This is a genomic window from Enterobacteriaceae endosymbiont of Neohaemonia nigricornis (genome assembly GCF_012571795.1).
Lineage (GTDB): Bacteria > Pseudomonadota > Gammaproteobacteria > Enterobacterales > Enterobacteriaceae.
Genome location: NZ_CP046222.1, coordinates 353,972 through 370,708 on the forward strand (window position 1 = coordinate 353,972; position 16,737 = coordinate 370,708).

Sequence of the window (16,737 nt, forward strand, 5' to 3'; positions counted from 1 at the left end):
TATTATTTTATAATGATAGTCAGATAACGTAACTTATTCAAAACAATATTATTTTATAAACTCAGTCAGGTCTGGAAAGAAGCAGCTGTAATAAATATAATATGTGTAAAAAATTAAGTTGCGTTATCTTCTTTAAGAATATATAAATGATATAATTTTATTTAATTCATAATCACGATGACTTATACAGTATTAGCAAGAAAATGGCGACCTCAATCATTTAATGATGTAATTGGACAAGATCATATAATACAAGCTATGAAATATAGCTTATTAACAAATAAAATACATCATGCTTGGATTCTTTCTGGTAGTAGAGGAATTGGTAAAACAACATTAGCAAGAATTTTTGCAATGGGTCTAAATTGTAAAAAAGGCTTAACGAATAATCCATGTAATTGTTGTACAAATTGTAAGGATATTCAAAACAACGTTTTTTTAGATGTTATTGAATTAGATTCAGCTTTTAAAACTAAAGTAGAAGATATGAGAGATATCATAGATACAATTCACTATCCTCCTCTGTATGGTAGATATAAAGTATATATTTTTGATGAATTTCATATGTTATCTAAACATAGTTTTAATGCTTTATTAAAAATTTTAGAAGAACCACCAAAAAATGTACAATTTATTTTTGCAACTACTGAATTAAATAAAATTCCTATAACAATACAATCAAGATGCATACAATTTCATTTAAAATTAATAGAATCCAATTTAATTATTAAAAGATTAAAACAAATATTAGATATAGAAAAATTATCATATGATAATCAAATATTACCAATTTTATCAAATGCTTCTTATGGTAGTTTCAGAGATGCATTAAATTTAACAGATCAATTAATTGCTATGGGTCATTTAAATATAAATAATTTAAATTTAATATTAGGATTAATTGAAAATAAATATATATTTCAATTAGTATTTAGTTTAAAACAAAAAAATTATAATCAATCTTTTTTATTAATAAATAAAATATGTATTTATAATATAAATTGGGATAATATTATTTCAGAAATATTATTATTATTACATAATGTTTTAAAATATAAAATATTATATTCTCAACATAATAAGTTTAATATCGATAATAGTATACAATGTAATAAAGAAGAAATATATATAAAAAAAATTTGTGATAATTTTTCTTTGAATGATATTAACATGTTAAATAAAATATTTATTGTAGGAAGAAAAAATTTATGTTTAGCACCCACATGTCAAATTGGTTTTGAACAAATTATTTTAGAAGCTATATCATGTTTTAATTAAAATTTATATATTATATTTTATAAAAAATTTTTTGTTGTATCTATTAATTAATATTTTTAATTTTTTGATATATAATCATATTTATCATTATTATTATAAGAGAAAACATAATGCCAAAACCAGAAATTAAACAATTTCAATCTGAAGTTAAACAATTATTACATTTAATGATACATTCTTTATATTCAAATAAAGAAATTTTTTTAAGAGAATTAATATCAAATGCATCTGATGCGGCTGATAAATTAAGATTCCAAGCATTATCTAATGATAAATTATATGAAAATAATACTTCATTAAAAATTCAAATTAAAATAAATAAAACAGATAAAACTATTATTATTAGTGATAATGGCATTGGCATGTCATATCATGAGGTTATTGAAAATTTAGGTACTATTGCAAAATCAGGTACTAAAGAATTTATTGAATCTATTAAAAATAATCAAAATAAAGATAATACACAATTAATAGGACAATTCGGAGTAGGTTTTTACTCTGCTTTTATAGTTTCTGATGAAGTAATAGTTAAAACTAGAGCAGCTGGTTTAAATATTAATAAAGGAGTATTATGGTGTTCACAAGGTGAAGGTGAATATAGTATTTCTTATTGTGAAAAAAAAACACGTGGTACACATATTACATTAAAAATTCGTGATAATGCTAGTGAATTTTTAGACACATGGCGTATTAAAAATATTATTAGTAAATATTCAGATCATATTTCTTTGCCTATAGAACTTGAAGTATATGATGATAAAACAAAAAAAAATGTATGGGAACAAATTAATAAAGCACAAGCAATATGGTTACGTAATAAAACAGAAATTAGTGATAATGAATATAAAGAATTTTATAAACAATTAACTTATGATTCTACAGATCCAATGTATTGGAGTCATAATCATGTTGAAGGAAAACAAGAATATATTAGTTTATTATATATTCCTACTAATGTACCGTGGGATATCAGGAATAGAGATTATAAAAATGGATTAAAACTTTATGTACAAAGAGTATTTATTATGGAAGATGCAGAACAATTATTACCTAAATATTTAAGATTTGTTAGAGGTTTAATTGATTCTAATGATTTACCATTAAATATTTCTAGAGAAATTTTACAAAATAATAATATTATTCGTAATATGAAAATTTTGTTAACAAAAAAAGTTTTAAATATGTTATTAAAAATTACCAAAATAGATAATTTATATAATACTTTTTGGAAAAAATTTGGATTAGTCTTAAAAGAAGGACCAGCAGAAGATATTAATAATAAGGATACTATTATTAAATTATTGCGTTTTGCTTCTACAAATAATAATAATGATGAACAAATAGTATCATTACAAGATTATATAAATAGAATGGTTACAGGACAAAAAAAAATATATTTTTTAACTGCTGATAATTATATTACAGCAAAAAGTAGTCCACATTTAGAATTTTTTATTAAAAAAGGAATTGAAGTTCTATTATTAACAGATCACATTGATGAATGGATGATGAGTTATATTACAGAATTTATGGGTAAACCATTACAATCTATTAGTAAAAAAGATGAATCATTAAATGAATTAATAGATCAAGATAATACAAAAGATATAAATCAAATAGAAAAAGAATTTGAACCTTTTTTAAAAAAAATTCAAAAACTTTTAGGTAATAAAGTAAAAAAAGTTTGTTTAACAAATCGTTTAGTACATACTCCTGCTATTGTTACTACAGATGTTAATGAAATGAGTACACAAATGGCAAAATTATTTGCAGCAGCTGGACAAAGCACTCCTGAAATTAAATATAATTTTGAATTAAATCCTAAACATGATTTAATTAAAAAAATTATGAAAATAATAGATGATAATATTTTTAATAAACTAATTAATCTACTATTAGATGAAGCTATTCTAGCAGAAAAAGGTACATTAGAAAATCCTAATCAATTTATAAATAATATAAATTATTTTTTATCTTTATCTAATTTATAATTTTTATAAGATAAGATAATATTTTAATATTATCTTATCATTTCTTATATAAACAAGAATAATATATTTAATATATATAATTTTATTTATTATCTTTTCTATATTTTTTGTATAAATATTATAAGTTATATGAATTAATATGATATATATTAATTATAAATATTAATTTATATATATTTAAAAATATTTTATATATAGTATTTTATAAAATATATAATCAATCCTATAATTTAGTTGATTTTATATATTTTATATAATGTTTTTTAATATGAATTTTAACTTAGTATATAGAGATAAAATGGCAGAAAAAAGAAATATATTTTTAATAGGACCTATGGGTGCAGGTAAAAGTACTATTGGACGTCAATTAGCACATCTATTAAATATGGATTTTTTTGATTCAGATTATGAGATTGAACGCCGTACAGGTGCAGATATAAATTGGGTGTTTGATGTAGAAGGAGAATCTGGCTTTAGAAAACGTGAAAAAAAAATAATTGATGAAATTACTCAAAAACAAGGTATTATATTAGCAACAGGAGGAGGATCAGTACTGTCTCATAGTACTAGAAAAATATTATCTTCTAGAGGAATTGTAATATATTTACAAACAACTATAGATAAACAATTAAGTAGAACAAAGAGAGATAAAAAACGTCCTTTAATTAATCAAAAAGATCAAATTACACAAATAAAAATTTTTGAAAAATTAGCTAAAGAACGGAATCATTTATATAATAGTATAGCTGATATTATTATTAAAACTGATGAATATAGCGCTAAAGTTGTTGCTAATCAACTTATTAGTTTAATAAATAAAAATATATAATAAGGACTATAATATAAATGATGGATTCTCTTATAGTATCAACCACAAAACATAAATATCCGATTATTATTGACTTTAATTTGTTTAATAAAAAAGATTTATTTAATTTTTTACAAATACAAAGTCAAGTTATGATAGTAACTAATAAAATTATTTTTGATTTATATTTTCAACAACTTGCTGAATTACTGAATATAATAGGAATTAATTACAATTATATTCTTATCCCAGAAGGGGAACAATATAAAAACTTAAAAACTCTAAATATTATTTTTACAAAATTAATTCAAAAAAAATGTAATAGAGATTCTATATTAATAGCTTTAGGTGGTGGTGTTATTGGTGATTTAACAGGATTAGCAGCGTCTCTATATCAGAGAGGTATAAGATTTATTCAAATTCCTACGACACTTTTAGCACAAGTTGATGCTTCTATAGGTGGTAAAACTGCTGTAAATCATATTTTAGGTAAAAATATGATAGGTAGTTTTTATCAACCTATATCTGTTTTAATTAATTTAAGTTGTTTATGTAGTTTATCAAAACGAGAATTATCTGCAGGTATTGCAGAAATTATTAAATATAGTATTATTTTTGATAAAGATTTTTTTTATTGGTTAGAATTAAATATACAAAATATATTAAATCTAGAACCAATATCAATAAAATATTGTGTATTTAAATGTTGTGAATTAAAAGCTAAAATTGTTGAAAAAGACGAATATGAAAACAATCAAAGAGCTTTATTAAATTTAGGACATACGTTCGGTCATGCAATTGAAACAGAAGTAGGATATGGTACATGGTTGCATGGTGAAGCAATATCAGTAGGTATAATATTATCTTCTTTAATATCAGAAGAATTACAATTATTTAAACATAAAGAAACCATAAGAATTATTAATTTACTAAAAATGTGTAATTTACCTATAAAATGTCCAAATAATATTAATATAAAAAATTTTTTAAAACATATATTAGTAGATAAAAAGGTTTATAATAATAATGTTCGTATTATTATTCCTATAAATATAGGTAAAGCCATTATATTTAATAAAATTAATACTGATATTATAATTACATCTTTTAATAGATTACAAAATTTAAAAATTTAAAAACATTATTATTTCCATAAAATACATATGAAAAAATATTTAATTGCAGCATCTATTTTATCCGCTAATTTTGCATGTTTAGGACAAGATATTAATAATGTTTTAACAGCAGGAGCAGATCTTATACATTTTGATGTTATGGATAATCATTATGTCCCAAATCTTACATTTGGGCCAATGGTTTTACAATCTTTAAGAGATTATGGTATTACATCTAATATTGATGTACATTTAATGACAAAATCAGTAGATAATTTAATTATTTCATTTGCTAAATCTGGTGCTAATTGTATTATTTTTCATCCAGAAAATTCATATCATATTGATCGTAGTTTATCTTTAATAAAGGAATATGGTTGTAAGGCTGGTTTAGCATTAAATCCTACAACTTCTTTACATTATTTAGATTATACTTTAGACAAAATAGATATAATATTAATTATGTCAGTTAATCCAGGTTTTGCAGGACAGTTATTTTTACCTTTTATTTATAAAAAAATAAAACAAGTAAAAAATATATTAAATCATAATAACAATAATATTTTATTAAGTATTGATGGAGGCATTAATATTAATAATATTAATAAAATAGTTAATTATGGTGCTGATATATTAGTAATGGGATCTGCTATTTTTAATAATCAACATTCTTATATAAAAAATATACAATTAATCAGAAAATATATAAAATAATATGTTAAATTATTAAAATTTTGTAATAGGATTTATATTTTATGTCACAAAAATCAATTGTTTTTAGTGGTATTCAACCAACTGGTGAATTAACTATTGGTAATTATATTGGTGCATTAAGTCAATGGAAACTAATGCAAAAAAAATATTTTTGTATATATTGTATTGCAGATTTACATGCCTTAACAAATATACAACATAATAATGTATTACAAAATAATATTTTAGATACATTATCAATATTATTAGCTTGTGATATTGATCCTTTAAAAAATATTATTTTTTTACAATCTGATATTCCATATCATAATCAATTAAATTGGATTTTAAATTGTTTTACACACTTTGGTGAATTAAATAGAATGACTCAATTTAAAAATAAAAAAATATATAATCAACAAATTAATGTTGGTTTATTTAATTATCCTATATTAATGGCATCAGATATTTTATTATATCAAGCAACTAAAATTCCAGTAGGTAAAGATCAAATACAACATTTAGAATTAACAAGAACTATTGCTAATAGATTTAATAATATTTATGGTAAAATATTTAATATACCAACACAAATAGTTAAAAAATATGGTAATTCTATTATGTCTTTATTAAATCCTCTAAAAAAAATGTCTAAATCAGATACTAATAAAAATAATATTATTAGTTTATTTGATAATAATACAACAGTTAAAAAAAAAATTTTACATGCAGTTACAGATTCTGACAATCCACCATTAATTATATATAATACAAAATCTAAACCTGGTATTTCTAATTTATTAAATATATTAAGTAATATAACTAATATTTCAATTAAAAAATTGGAAATACAATTCCATAATAAATCATATATGGATTTTAAATTTTATTTAGTAGAAAAATTATGCACATTTTTAACTAATTTAAGAAAAAAATATAATTTTTATAGACAAAACGAAGAATATTTAAATAATATACTTAATAATGGTTCTAAAAAAGCAAAAACACAAGCTTTAATAACATTAAATAAAGTATATAAATCATTAGGAATAAGACAAAAATCTGATTAACGAGTACCATATACAATAATTGTTTTACCTTTTGCAGATATAATATTATTATTTTCTAAAATTTTTAATATTCTACCTACTGTTTCTCGTGAACAACCAACTATTTTCCCTATTTCTTGTCTAGTAATTTTAATCTGCATACCATCTGGATGCGTAATTGCTTCAGGTAATTGTGCTAAATGTAATAATGTAATATTAATTCTTTGTTGTACATTCAAAAAAATTAAATCTCTAATTTTTTTAGAAATAAAATATAATCTATTTGCTATTTGTGAAGCAATTGTCATAATAATATTATTATTAATTTTAATTAAATTTAAAAACTTTTGATAAGATATTACTGCAACTTCACATTCTGTTTTAGATTTTACTAATGTTGTACTTAATTTATTAATATTATCAAAAATTCCTAATGTCCCTATAAAATTTCCAGAATTTAAATAGTATAAAATAATTTCTTTATTATTGTTTTTATTATGCATTAGAACTGTTACACTTCCCTTTAAAATATAATACACATTTTGTACTATGTCACCTTGATTTATTAAAATTTTTTTAGCAGAATATTTTTGAATACTACAGTAAGATAGAAACCATGTTAAAGTAGGATCTTTTTGTGATTTAAATACTATCATGTAATTATCCTTACTTGAATTATATAAATATAATTACATATATTTTAAATAAAACATACAAAATGTTTATTATTTATACTTAATTATACATTAATATTATATAGTATGCTGATACCCAGAATTGAACTGGGAACCTTGCCCATACCAAGAGCATGCTCTTACCTATTTTGAGCTATATCAGCAAAATATTTATAAAAATTATTTAATTAATAATGGAGCAGACAGCGGGAATCGAACCCGCATCATTAGCTTGGAAGGCTAAAGTAATACCATTATACAATGTCTGCAAATGAAAGACATTAATAGATATGGTGGTGGGAGAAGGATTCGAACCTTCGAAGTCAAAAACGACAGATTTACAGTCTGTTCCCGTTAACCACTTGGGTATCCCACCAATTTTAAAATATAAAAACAGCATTTTATGCCGGCTACCGGGATCGAACTGGTGACCTACTGATTACAAGTCAGTTGCTCTACCATCTGAGCTAAGCCGGCATATTATAATAAAAAAAGATATTTTATTAAAAATACTGATAAAGTTTTACTCTGATCCTAGTATTTTCCTACTCTTACATGGGGAAACCCCATACTACCATCGGCACTACAACGTTTCACTTCTGAGTTCGGTATGGATTCAGGTGGTACCATTGCGTTATATATACTAGGATCAAAATTAAATTATATAATCTAATTTTAAATAAGTTACAATAATAAAAACGATTCTGGTGTTGTAAGGTTAAGACTCACGGGTGTTTATTAGTACTGGTTAGCTCAACATATTACTATGCTTACACACCCAGCCTATCAACGTCATAGTCTTTAACGTCCCTTTAGGGATATCTATAAAATAAATAAATATCCTGGGAAGAATAATCTTAAGGTAAGTTTCGCGCTTATATGCTTTCAGCGCTTATCTTTTCCGCATTTAGCTACCGGGCAATGCCATTGGCATGACAACCCGAACACCAGAGATGCGTTCACTCCGGTCCTCTCGTACTAGGAGCAAATCCTTTCAATCTTCCAACGCCCACGGCAGATAGGGACCGAACTGTCTCACGACGTTCTAAACCCAGCTCGCGTACCACTTTAAATGGCGAACAGCCATACCCTTGGGACAACTATAACGGTCCTAAGGTAGCGAAATTCCTTGTCGGGTAAGTTCCGACCTGCACGAATGGCGTAATGATGGCCAGACTGTCTCCACCTGAGACTCAGTGAAATTGAAATTGCTGTGAAGATGCAGTGTACCCGCGGCAAGACGGAAAGACCCCGTGAACCTTTACTATAGCTTGATATTGAATATTGATTATTTATGTGTAGGATAGGTGGGAGACATAGAAGTATTAACGCTAGTTAGTATGGAGTCAACCTTGAAATACCACCCTTAAATACTTAATATTCTAACCTAAACCCGTAATCCGGGTTAGAGACAATGTCTGGTGGGTAGTTTGACTGGGGCGGTCTCCTCCCAAAGAGTAACGGAGGAGCACTTAAGGTCAGCTAATCACGGTCGGAAATCGTGAGGTTAGTGCAAAGGCATAAGCTGGCTTAACTGTAAGAATGACGGTTCAAACAGATGCGAAAGCAGGTCTTAGTGATCCGGTGGTTCTATATGACAGGGCCATCGCTCAACGGATAAAAGGTACTCCGGGGATAACAGGCTAATACCGCCCAAGAGTTCATATCGACGGCGGTGTTTGGCACCTCGATGTCGGCTCATCACATCCTGGGGCTGAAGTAGACGGCCGCCGTTTACCGGGGCTTCGATCAAAAGCTTCTCAAAAAATGATAACTTCATCAATTAACCTTCCGGCACCGGGCAGGCGTCACACCGTATACTTCCACTTACGTGTTTGCACAGTGCTGTGTTTTTAATAAACAGTTGCAGCCAGCTGTTATCTTAGACTGAATTCAGCTCTAAAAGTAAATTTTGTCACTTACTATCAGTGTGCCTTCTCCCGAAGTTACGGCACTATTTTGCCTAGTTCCTTCACCTGAGTTCTCTCAAACGCCTTAGTATTCTCTACCTGACCACCTGTGTCGGTTTATAGTACGATTTAATATTATTTTAAATACTTAGAGGATTTTCTTGTAAGTATGGTATCAATTACTTCAATACAATAAAGTATTTCGTCATCACGCCTCAATGTTAATAATTATCCGGATTTGCCTAAATAATCCATCTAAACGTTTAAACCAAGACAACCATCACCTGGATAATCTAACCTTCTTCGTCCCCCCTTCATAATAATACCAAGTACAGGAATATTAACCTGTTATCCATCGATTACGCTTTTCAGCCTCACCTTAGGTGTCGACTAACCCTACCTCGATTACCGTTGGATAGGAAACCTTAGTCTTTCGGCGAATAGGTTTTTCACCTATTTTATCGTTACTCATGTCAGCATTCGCACTTCTGATATCTTCAATAAATTTTACAATTTATCTTCAACGACTTACAGAACGCTCCCCTACCCAATAAATGTAATAACACTTATTGTCGCAGCTTCGGTGTATAATTTAGCCCCGTTATATCTTCCGCGCAGGACGACTAGACCAGTGAGCTATTACGCTTTCTTTAAATGATGGCTGCTTCTAAGCCAACATCCTGGCTGTTTATGCCTTCCCACATCGTTTCCCACTTAATTATAACTTAGGGACCTTAGCTAGCGATCTGGGTTGTTTCCCTTTCCACAACGAACGTTAGCACCCGCTGTGTGTCTCCCGTGATAACGATATTCGGTATTTGAAGTTTGCATCGGATTGGTAAGTCTGGATGACTCCCTAACCGAAACAGAGCTCTACCCCCGAATACGAATAACACGAGGCGCTACCTAAATAGCTTTCGGGGAGAACCAGCTATCTCCCGGTTTGATTGGCCTTTCACCCCTAACCACAAGTCATCCGCTAATTTTTCAACATTAGTCAGTTCGGTCCTCCAGTAAGTATTACCTTACCTTCAACCTGCTCATGGCTAGATCACCGGGTTTCGGGTCTATATCTTGCAACTTAACGCTCTATTAAAACTCGGTTTCCCTACGGCTCCCTTACACAGTTAACCTTGCTACAAAATATAACTCGCTGACCCATTATACAAAAGGTACGCAGTCACATTATTAAAATGCTCCTACTGCTTGTACGTATACGATTTCAGGTTCTATTTCACTCCCCTAACCGGGGTTCTTTTCACCTTTCCCTCACGGTACTAGTTCACTATCGGTCAGTCAGTAGTATTTAGCCTTAGAGGATGATCCCCCTATCTTCAAACAAGATTTCACGTGTCTCGTTTTACTCTTTAAGAATGTTAATATTATTTTTTTATATACAGGACTATCACCTTGTATCGTATGACTTTCCAGACACTTCTATTAAAATAATATTAACTAATATCTTTGGGCTGTTTCCGTTTCGCTCGCCACTACTAAGGAAATCTCTATTGATTTCTATTCCTCAGGATACTTAGATGTTTCAGTTCTCCTGGTTTGCTTCGTTATTCTATATATTCAAATAACGATAATGTATGATTAAATACATTAGGTTACCCCATTAGGATATCGCCAATTAATAACGTTTCGAATCAACTTATTGACGCTTTTCGCAGATTAGCACGTCCTTCATCGCCTCTGACTGCCAAGGCATCCATCGTATACGCTTATTTTACTTAACCTTACAACCCACAATCGTTTCAATAATTTTATATAGTATTTATAAAAAATACTATGTTAAAATAATTATATAATAACCAAATTTTCAAAGAACTTATAATTAAAAATTTTATATAATAATAAAATGTTTTTCAGAACGTTCTCCACATAGAGTAATTATAATAAAAGGAGGTGATCCAACCACAGGTTCCCCTACGGTTACCTTGTTACGACTTCACCCCAGTTATGAATCACAAAGTGGTAAGCGCTCTCCGTAAGGTTAAGCAACCTACTTCTTTTACAACCCACTCCCATGGTGTGACGGGCGGTGTGTACAAGGCCCGGGAACGTATTCACCGTAGCATTCTGATCTACGATTACTAGCGATTCCGACTTCATAGAGTCGAGTTGCAGACTCCAATCCGAACTAAGATATATTTTATGAGATCCGCTTACTCTTGCGAGGATGCTTCCCTTTGTATATACCATTGTAGCACGTGTGTAGCCCTGGTCGTAAGGGCCATGATGACTTGACGTCATCCCCACCTTCCTCCGGCTTATCACCAGCAGTCTCCTTTGAGTTCCCGGCCGAACCGTTGGCAACAAAGGACAAGGGTTGCGCTCGTTGCGGGACTTAACCCAACATTTCACAACACGAGCTGACGACAGCCATGCAGCACCTGTCTCAGAACCCCGAAGGACACCGTATCTCTACGGCTTTTCTCTACATGTCAAGCCCAGGTAAGGTTCTTCGCGTTGCATCGAATTAAACCACATGCTCCACCGCTTGTGCGGGCCCCCGTCAATTCATTTGAGTTTTAACCTTGCGGTCGTACTCCCCAGGCGGTCGACTTAACGCGTTAGCTACGGAAGCTACAAGACAAGCCTACAACCTCCAAGTCGACATCGTTTACAGCATGGACTACCAGGGTATCTAATCCTGTTTGCTACCCATGCTTTCGCACCTGAGCGTCAGCATTCATCCAGGGAGTCGCCTTCGCCACTGGTATTCCTCCAGATATCTACGCATTTCACCGCTACACCTGGAATTCTACTCCCCTCTATGATACTCAAGTAAATTAGTTTCAAATGCAGTTCCTAAGTTAAGCTTAGGGATTTCACATCTGACTTAATAAACCGCCTACGTGCTCTTTACGCCCAGTAATTCCGATTAACGCTAGCACCCTCCGTATTACCGCGGCTGCTGGCACGGAGTTAGCCGGTGCTTCTTTTATAAGTAACGTCAATAATAAAATATATTATATTTTATTACTTCTTCCTTATTGAAAGTACTTTACAACCCTAAGGCCTTCTTCATACACGCGGCATAGCTGCATCAGGCTTGCGCCCATTGTGCAATATTCCCCACTGCTGCCTCCCGTAGGAGTCTGGACCGTGTCTCAGTTCCAGTGTGGCTGATCATCCTCTCAGACCAGCTAGAGATCGTAGCCTAGGTAAGCCTTTACCTTACCTACAAGCTAATCCCGTCTGGGCTCATCTTATAGCATGAGGTCTAAAAATAGATCCCCCACTTTGGTCTCACGACATCATACGGTATTAGCTATCGTTTCCAATAGTTATCCCATTCTATAAGGTAGATTCCCAGATATTACTCACCCGTCCGCCGCTCGCCGACAATAAAAAAAATTTACATAATTTCTATTTCGTTGCCGCTCGACTTGCATGTGTTAGGCTTGCCGCCAGCGTTCAATCTGAGCCATGATCAAACTCTTCAATTAAAAACGAAAAAATATCCTATAAAAATTATTATAATTTTTATAGTTTAAATCCAAAAATATAATACTCATTGAAGAGAACGTCCTAAAAAACATTTTATTTATTATTAAAGAACTTTAAAAAAATATAAACACTAAGTACATTTTACATTTTAATATTAAAGAGTCAAGTTTTTTTTATCAAAATAATAAATAATTTTATAATATTTTTATTTTTTTAAAAATATTAAAACCATATTTTTTTGATATAATTTTTATATTATTAATTTCAATAATATTTTTTGTATATAAAAGAATATGTTGGATATGATCAGATATCATACTTTTTTTTATGATATTTTTTTTTAATATGTGTAAAATAGTTTTATTGGAATCTAAAAAATTAGTAGTATTAGGAAAAATATTTGTTAATTCATTTTTCAATAATATAAAATGTGTACATCCTAAGATAATAGTATCAGGATATAATATAAATTTATTATAATTATTAAAAATATTTAAAAGTATATCTTGAGATATACTTTGACCTAATGCTTTTTGTTCTGCTAATAAAACTAATTCGGGCGAAGAAAATGTTTGTATTGTATATTTATTATTATAATTAAGTTTACGAATTTGTTTTTTTATATAACAACTATTTATTGTAGTTTCAGTAGCTAATAAGCCTATTATATTATTTTTAGTTACTTTTATAGCTGTTTTTAACACAGGTGTTACACCGATAATAGGAAACGAAAAATATTGGTTAAGATATGGTAAACTAGATACACTAGCCGTATTACAGCCTATAATAGCTAATGTAATATTATAATTATTAATTATATTATATAATATTTTTAATAAGCGTTTTTTAATAAAATCTTTAGATTTATTGCCATATGGAAAGTATGCATTATCTAATAAATAAATAAAATTTACATTAGAAATTTTATTTTTTATATAATTTAATATTGACAAACCACCTACACCAGAATCAAAAATAAAAATAGTTATTTGATGTCTTTGATATGATATATTATCATTCATAAAAAACCTTTATTAATTAGTTATTAATTTAATAAATAATATATAAATTATAAAATTTGATATTTATATAATAGATTAAATATTTTTATCTATGTATATAACATTTTATTTTAAAATCATTAATATATAAATATGAACAGATTAAATAAAAAAATAATTTATTTAGATAATGCAGCTACTACTCCAATAGATAAAAAAGTTGCAAAAAAAATGTATTTTTATCTTAAAAACTATTTTGGTAATCCTGCATCAACACATTATTTAGGATTAAAAGTTAATCAAGATATTATCAAATCTAGAAAAACAATTATAAAAATTTTAGGTGGTACAGATCCAAATAATATTATATTTACATCGACAGCTAGTGAATCTAATAATTTAGCAATTAAAGGTATTATATATAATTACCAATGTAAAAAACATATTATAACATGTGTTAGCGAACATAAATCCATATTAGAAACTTGTTTTTTTTTAGAAAAAAAAAAATTATGTGATATTACTTATTTAAAAATTAATAAGTATGGGTTAATAGATTTAACAATTTTAGAAAATAGTATAAAAAATGAAACTATCTTAGTTTCTATTATGCATATTAATAATGAGATAGGTGTTATACAAAATATCAAAAAAATTGGTAAAATATGTAAAAAACATAATATTTTATTTCATGTAGATGCAACACAAAGCATAGGAAAATTTTACATTAATGTATTAGATATGAATATAGATTTAATGTCATTTTCAGCACATAAATTTTATGGTCCTAAAGGTATAGGCATTTTATATACCAAATTTAATAATTTAATACCATTAATACATGGTGGTGCTCAAGAAAACAACATAAGATCAGGAACTTTGGCAACTCATCAAATTATAGGATTAACTGAAGCTTTACATCTATCTTATATGAATTATCAAAAAAATTTATTAAAAATAACTAAATTTAAACAAATATTATGGAATGGTATTAAAAATATTAAAGATATATATATTAATGGTGATTTTAAAAACAGTACTCCCTATATTATAAATATAAGATTTAATAATATATTTAATAAATTATTACTAACAGAAATGCAAAATATCGCTGTTTCAATATCTTCTGCATGTACATCAAATAACTATCAAGATTCTCACGTATTACAAGCATTAGGACTAACAACAAAAGAAATACAAAGTTCTATTAGAATTTCTTTCGGTAAATTTAATACCATACACGATATTAATAATACAATTATAACAATACATAAAGCAATTAAAAAATTAAAAATAATTTGATAAAATATTTTTTATTTAGATAAATAATTATATAATATGTACTGAAATAGTATTTGTTGTACCACTAGGTACTAGCGCACCAGAAACCATAACAATAACATCACCTTTAATAGCATATTTACTAGATAATGCTACTTTTTTACCAATGATATAAAAATCATCTGTAGATGATATTTTTTTTACAACTTTAGGTATAGTGCCTTTGTTTAAAATAAGTTGTTTAGCTGTTTTAGTATCAGTTGTTAAAGCTAAAATCATTGCTTTAGGAAAATATTTTCTTATTGCTTTAGCAGATTTTCCTAATCTAGTAGCTACAATAATTAGAGGTGCCTGCAATTTTTCTGCTATTTCTACAGCACTACGACATATAGCATCTGTAATACTCATATCATTATTTGGATAATAATTTATTCTATTATTCATAGTTAAATCTGTTCTTTCACAAATAATAGACATAATTCTAATAGACTCAAGTGGATATTGCCCATTAGCACTTTCACCAGATAACATAACAGCATCAGTACCATCTAAAATTGCATTAGCAACATCACCAGCTTCTGCTCTAGTAGGACGAGGATTTTTTATCATAGAATCTAACATCTGTGTTGCTGTAATTACTATTTTACCAAAACAATTACATTTATTAATAATCATTTTTTGTGCAAATATTACATCTTCTACAGGTATTTCTACACCTAAATCTCCTCTAGCAACCATAATACCATCAGATACATTTAATATATCGTCAAAATTATTTAATCCTTCCTGGTTTTCAATTTTTGAAATAATTTGTATACGACTTCCGCCATGTATTTGTAAAAATTCTTTAATATCTAAAACATCTTGTTTTTTACGAATAAATGAAGCTGCAATATAATCTACCTCATTTTCACATGCAAAAATTAAATCTTTTTTATCTTGATCTGATAAAGTAGGTAATTGGATTGATATTCCTGGTAAATTAATACCTTTATTTTCTAAAAGAATACCATTATTTAATACTTGACATATAATTTGATCATTATATATTTTTATAACCTTCATGGCTATTAAACCATCATCAATTAAAATAATATCATCTTTATTTAAGATATTTACTAAATTATTATAAGTTATTGCAATACATGTATTATTGCCAATAAAATTTTGGTTAGTAGTTAATATAAATGTTTGTCCAGCATATAAATTAACTTTTTTACCTTGTTCTAAAGACATCGTACGAATTTCTGGACCTTTAGTATCTAATAATATTGCAGCTTTTTTCCCTGTTTCATACATAGCTTGTCTACAATTAATAATTCTTTTTTTATGGTTATTATGATTGCCATGTGAAAAATTTAATCTTATAACATTCATGCCTAAATTTAAAAATTTTGATAACATATTTACTGATTCAGATTGTGGACCAATTGTACAAACAATCTTTGTTTTTTTCATATATTAAATATTTCCTATATTAT

10 protein-coding genes, 3 tRNA genes, 2 rRNA genes, 1 other RNA gene and 2 other annotated features are annotated in these 16,737 nt (G+C 27.8%); of the genes, 8 read left to right on the plus strand and 8 right to left on the minus strand.

Going from position 1 to position 16,737, the window contains the following annotated elements; genetic code table 11:
• The first annotated feature begins 42 nt into the window (after positions 1-42).
• From ffs to trpS, 7 genes are all read left to right on the plus strand, one after another.
• Positions 43-107: signal recognition particle sRNA small type (gene ffs, locus GJT85_RS01735), an RNA gene on the plus strand.
• Positions 108-177: 70 nt separating this feature from the next.
• Entirely contained in the window at positions 178-1,278 is a 1,101-nt protein-coding gene (gene dnaX / locus GJT85_RS01740; RefSeq protein WP_208754501.1) for a DNA polymerase III subunit gamma/tau, read from the plus strand.
• A gap of 110 nt (positions 1,279-1,388) precedes the next feature.
• Positions 1,389-3,269, plus strand: a complete 1,881-nt coding sequence (gene htpG / locus GJT85_RS01745; RefSeq protein WP_208754502.1) for a molecular chaperone HtpG — start codon at positions 1,389-1,391, stop codon at positions 3,267-3,269.
• A gap of 298 nt (positions 3,270-3,567) precedes the next feature.
• Positions 3,568-4,098, plus strand: a complete 531-nt coding sequence (aroK, locus tag GJT85_RS01750; RefSeq protein WP_208754608.1) for a shikimate kinase AroK — start codon at positions 3,568-3,570, stop codon at positions 4,096-4,098.
• 20 nt (positions 4,099-4,118) lie between these two features.
• Positions 4,119-5,213 (plus strand): 3-dehydroquinate synthase, encoded by a 1,095-nt coding sequence (aroB, locus tag GJT85_RS01755; RefSeq protein ID WP_208754609.1) that lies wholly within the window; start codon positions 4,119-4,121, stop codon positions 5,211-5,213.
• A gap of 27 nt (positions 5,214-5,240) precedes the next feature.
• Positions 5,241-5,906 carry a ribulose-phosphate 3-epimerase gene (gene rpe / locus GJT85_RS01760; protein ID WP_208754503.1) on the plus strand — a complete coding sequence of 222 codons (666 nt, stop codon included), beginning with the start codon at positions 5,241-5,243 and terminating at the stop codon, positions 5,904-5,906.
• Between the two features lie 41 nt (positions 5,907-5,947).
• A complete protein-coding gene (gene trpS / locus GJT85_RS01765; RefSeq protein WP_208754504.1) occupies positions 5,948-6,955 on the plus strand; it encodes a tryptophan--tRNA ligase in 1,008 nt (335 codons plus the stop codon).
• Here trpS and crp read toward each other — a convergent pair.
• From crp to murI, 7 genes are all read right to left on the minus strand, one after another.
• Complete coding sequence (gene crp / locus GJT85_RS01770; protein WP_208754505.1) at positions 6,952-7,590, minus strand: cAMP-activated global transcriptional regulator CRP; 639 nt, start codon at positions 7,588-7,590, stop codon at positions 6,952-6,954. The genes trpS and crp overlap by 4 nt on opposite strands.
• A gap of 213 nt (positions 7,591-7,803) precedes the next feature.
• Positions 7,804-7,877: transfer RNA gene (locus tag GJT85_RS01775), tRNA-Gly, on the minus strand.
• A gap of 22 nt (positions 7,878-7,899) precedes the next feature.
• A tRNA-Tyr gene (locus GJT85_RS01780) sits at positions 7,900-7,984 on the minus strand.
• A gap of 28 nt (positions 7,985-8,012) precedes the next feature.
• Positions 8,013-8,085, minus strand: a tRNA-Thr gene (locus GJT85_RS01785).
• 55 nt (positions 8,086-8,140) lie between these two features.
• Positions 8,141-8,256: ribosomal RNA gene (gene rrf / locus GJT85_RS01790) — 5S ribosomal RNA — on the minus strand.
• 66 nt (positions 8,257-8,322) lie between these two features.
• Positions 8,323-11,257: a sequence feature (most likely nonfunctional fraction of RNA operon), on the minus strand.
• Positions 8,859-9,242, plus strand: a sequence feature (23S ribosomal RNA rRNA prediction is too short). It overlaps the preceding feature by 384 nt.
• Before the next feature lie 162 nt (positions 11,258-11,419).
• Positions 11,420-12,973, minus strand: a 16S ribosomal RNA gene (locus GJT85_RS01795).
• A 195-nt stretch (positions 12,974-13,168) separates the two neighbouring features.
• Positions 13,169-13,996 carry a glutamate racemase gene (murI, locus tag GJT85_RS01800; protein ID WP_208754506.1) on the minus strand — a complete coding sequence of 276 codons (828 nt, stop codon included), beginning with the start codon at positions 13,994-13,996 and terminating at the stop codon, positions 13,169-13,171.
• Between the two features lie 132 nt (positions 13,997-14,128).
• Here murI and GJT85_RS01805 point away from each other — a divergent pair, with 132 nt between their 5' ends.
• Positions 14,129-15,277, plus strand: coding sequence for a cysteine desulfurase family protein (locus tag GJT85_RS01805; protein ID WP_208754507.1), 1,149 nt, complete (start codon positions 14,129-14,131; stop codon positions 15,275-15,277).
• Positions 15,278-15,304: 27 nt separating this feature from the next.
• Here the strand turns inward: GJT85_RS01805 and pykF are convergent, their stop codons facing one another.
• Entirely contained in the window at positions 15,305-16,714 is a 1,410-nt protein-coding gene (gene pykF, locus GJT85_RS01810; RefSeq protein WP_208754508.1) for a pyruvate kinase PykF, read from the minus strand.
• Positions 16,715-16,737: the final 23 nt, after the last annotated feature.

Bases quoted from the DNA above. Each gene is read 5' to 3' on its own strand.
- dnaX (WP_208754501.1), top strand. From the start codon at position 178: ATGACTTATACAGTATTAGCAAGAAAATGGCGACCTCAATCATTTAAT.
- htpG (WP_208754502.1), top strand. From the start codon at position 1,389: ATGCCAAAACCAGAAATTAAACAATTTCAATCTGAAGTTAAACAATTA.
- aroK (WP_208754608.1), top strand. From the start codon at position 3,568: ATGGCAGAAAAAAGAAATATATTTTTAATAGGACCTATGGGTGCAGGT.
- aroB (WP_208754609.1), top strand. From the start codon at position 4,119: ATGGATTCTCTTATAGTATCAACCACAAAACATAAATATCCGATTATT.
- rpe (WP_208754503.1), top strand. From the start codon at position 5,241: ATGAAAAAATATTTAATTGCAGCATCTATTTTATCCGCTAATTTTGCA.
- trpS (WP_208754504.1), top strand. From the start codon at position 5,948: ATGTCACAAAAATCAATTGTTTTTAGTGGTATTCAACCAACTGGTGAA.
- crp (WP_208754505.1), bottom strand. From the start codon at position 7,590: ATGATAGTATTTAAATCACAAAAAGATCCTACTTTAACATGGTTTCTA.
- murI (WP_208754506.1), bottom strand. From the start codon at position 13,996: ATGAATGATAATATATCATATCAAAGACATCAAATAACTATTTTTATT.
- GJT85_RS01805 (WP_208754507.1), top strand. From the start codon at position 14,129: ATGAACAGATTAAATAAAAAAATAATTTATTTAGATAATGCAGCTACT.
- pykF (WP_208754508.1), bottom strand. From the start codon at position 16,714: ATGAAAAAAACAAAGATTGTTTGTACAATTGGTCCACAATCTGAATCA.